Annotated in this window: 1 protein-coding gene; it reads right to left on the reverse strand. The window is 68.2% G+C overall.

Going from position 1 to position 782, the window contains the following annotated elements; all coding sequences use genetic code 11:
* Positions 1-42: 42 nt before the first annotated feature.
* The gene (locus tag IF89_RS39420) at positions 43-708 is read right to left on the reverse strand and encodes an IS30 family transposase (protein ID WP_107047463.1); all 666 of its coding nucleotides are present in this window, start codon (positions 706-708) and stop codon (positions 43-45) included.
* Between the last annotated feature and the right edge of the window lie 74 nt (positions 709-782).

Raw genomic sequence — 782 nt, forward strand, 5'->3', positions numbered from 1 at the left:
CGCATCCGAAGCGAGAAAGGCATTCGCTGGGGCGGCAGACCGCTACCGGCCGCGGCCTGACCACCCAACCCGGCAAACCTTCCCGGTCACGGCACTAGCTGTATCGCCCCGGGGGGTTGTGGCCGGCTGAGACAGGTCTCTCTTCTTCGGCAGGTACTGCCGAAGAAGCCCGGTGGGGATCTCGTTGGCCCCCGCTGCCAGGGGCTGCGGGGGGTAGCAGAAGCAGATGCCGAAGCCGGTCGCGGCCGCGAGCCTCTTGTGACCGGGCCAGTCCCATCCCGCGGTCCCAGGCCAGGGTGGCTCCCACTCGGCAGGCAGCTTCATGAGCTGCCCGGTCAAGGCAGAAGCGGCGGCGCTGGTGTCCTTGCCGTCCGCCTTGACCAGCAGGACATAGCGCGAGTGGCGTTCGACGAGCGTCGCGATACGGGTGTTCTCCATGCCGGCCACCAGGTCTCCCTCCCAGTGCCCGGGGGGCACCTTGCGGTCCTTGACGACCGAGGGGCGCTCGGTGATGGATGCCGCATCGGCGATCACACCCCGGCCCTGCCCGGCCTTCGTAGCCTTGTTCGGCCGACGCATCGCACGACGGCAGCGCAGGCGGCCTATGAGCTCCTGCGCGAGGACCCTCTGGCCTGCACAAACAGACTCCGATAGATCGTCTCCGCCCGATATCCGCAGGCCCTCGTTACCGTCTTCGTGGCCTCGCAATGGGGCTCCCGGCCTTCGGCCCCGGTATGACTCGAGCCCCCAGTCGAGATGATCGAAAAGGTGGTGTCGCCGGT

Source organism: Streptomyces sp. NRRL F-2664 (assembly GCF_000719345.1).
In the GTDB taxonomy this organism is placed as follows: Bacteria; Actinomycetota; Actinomycetes; order Streptomycetales; family Streptomycetaceae; genus Streptomyces.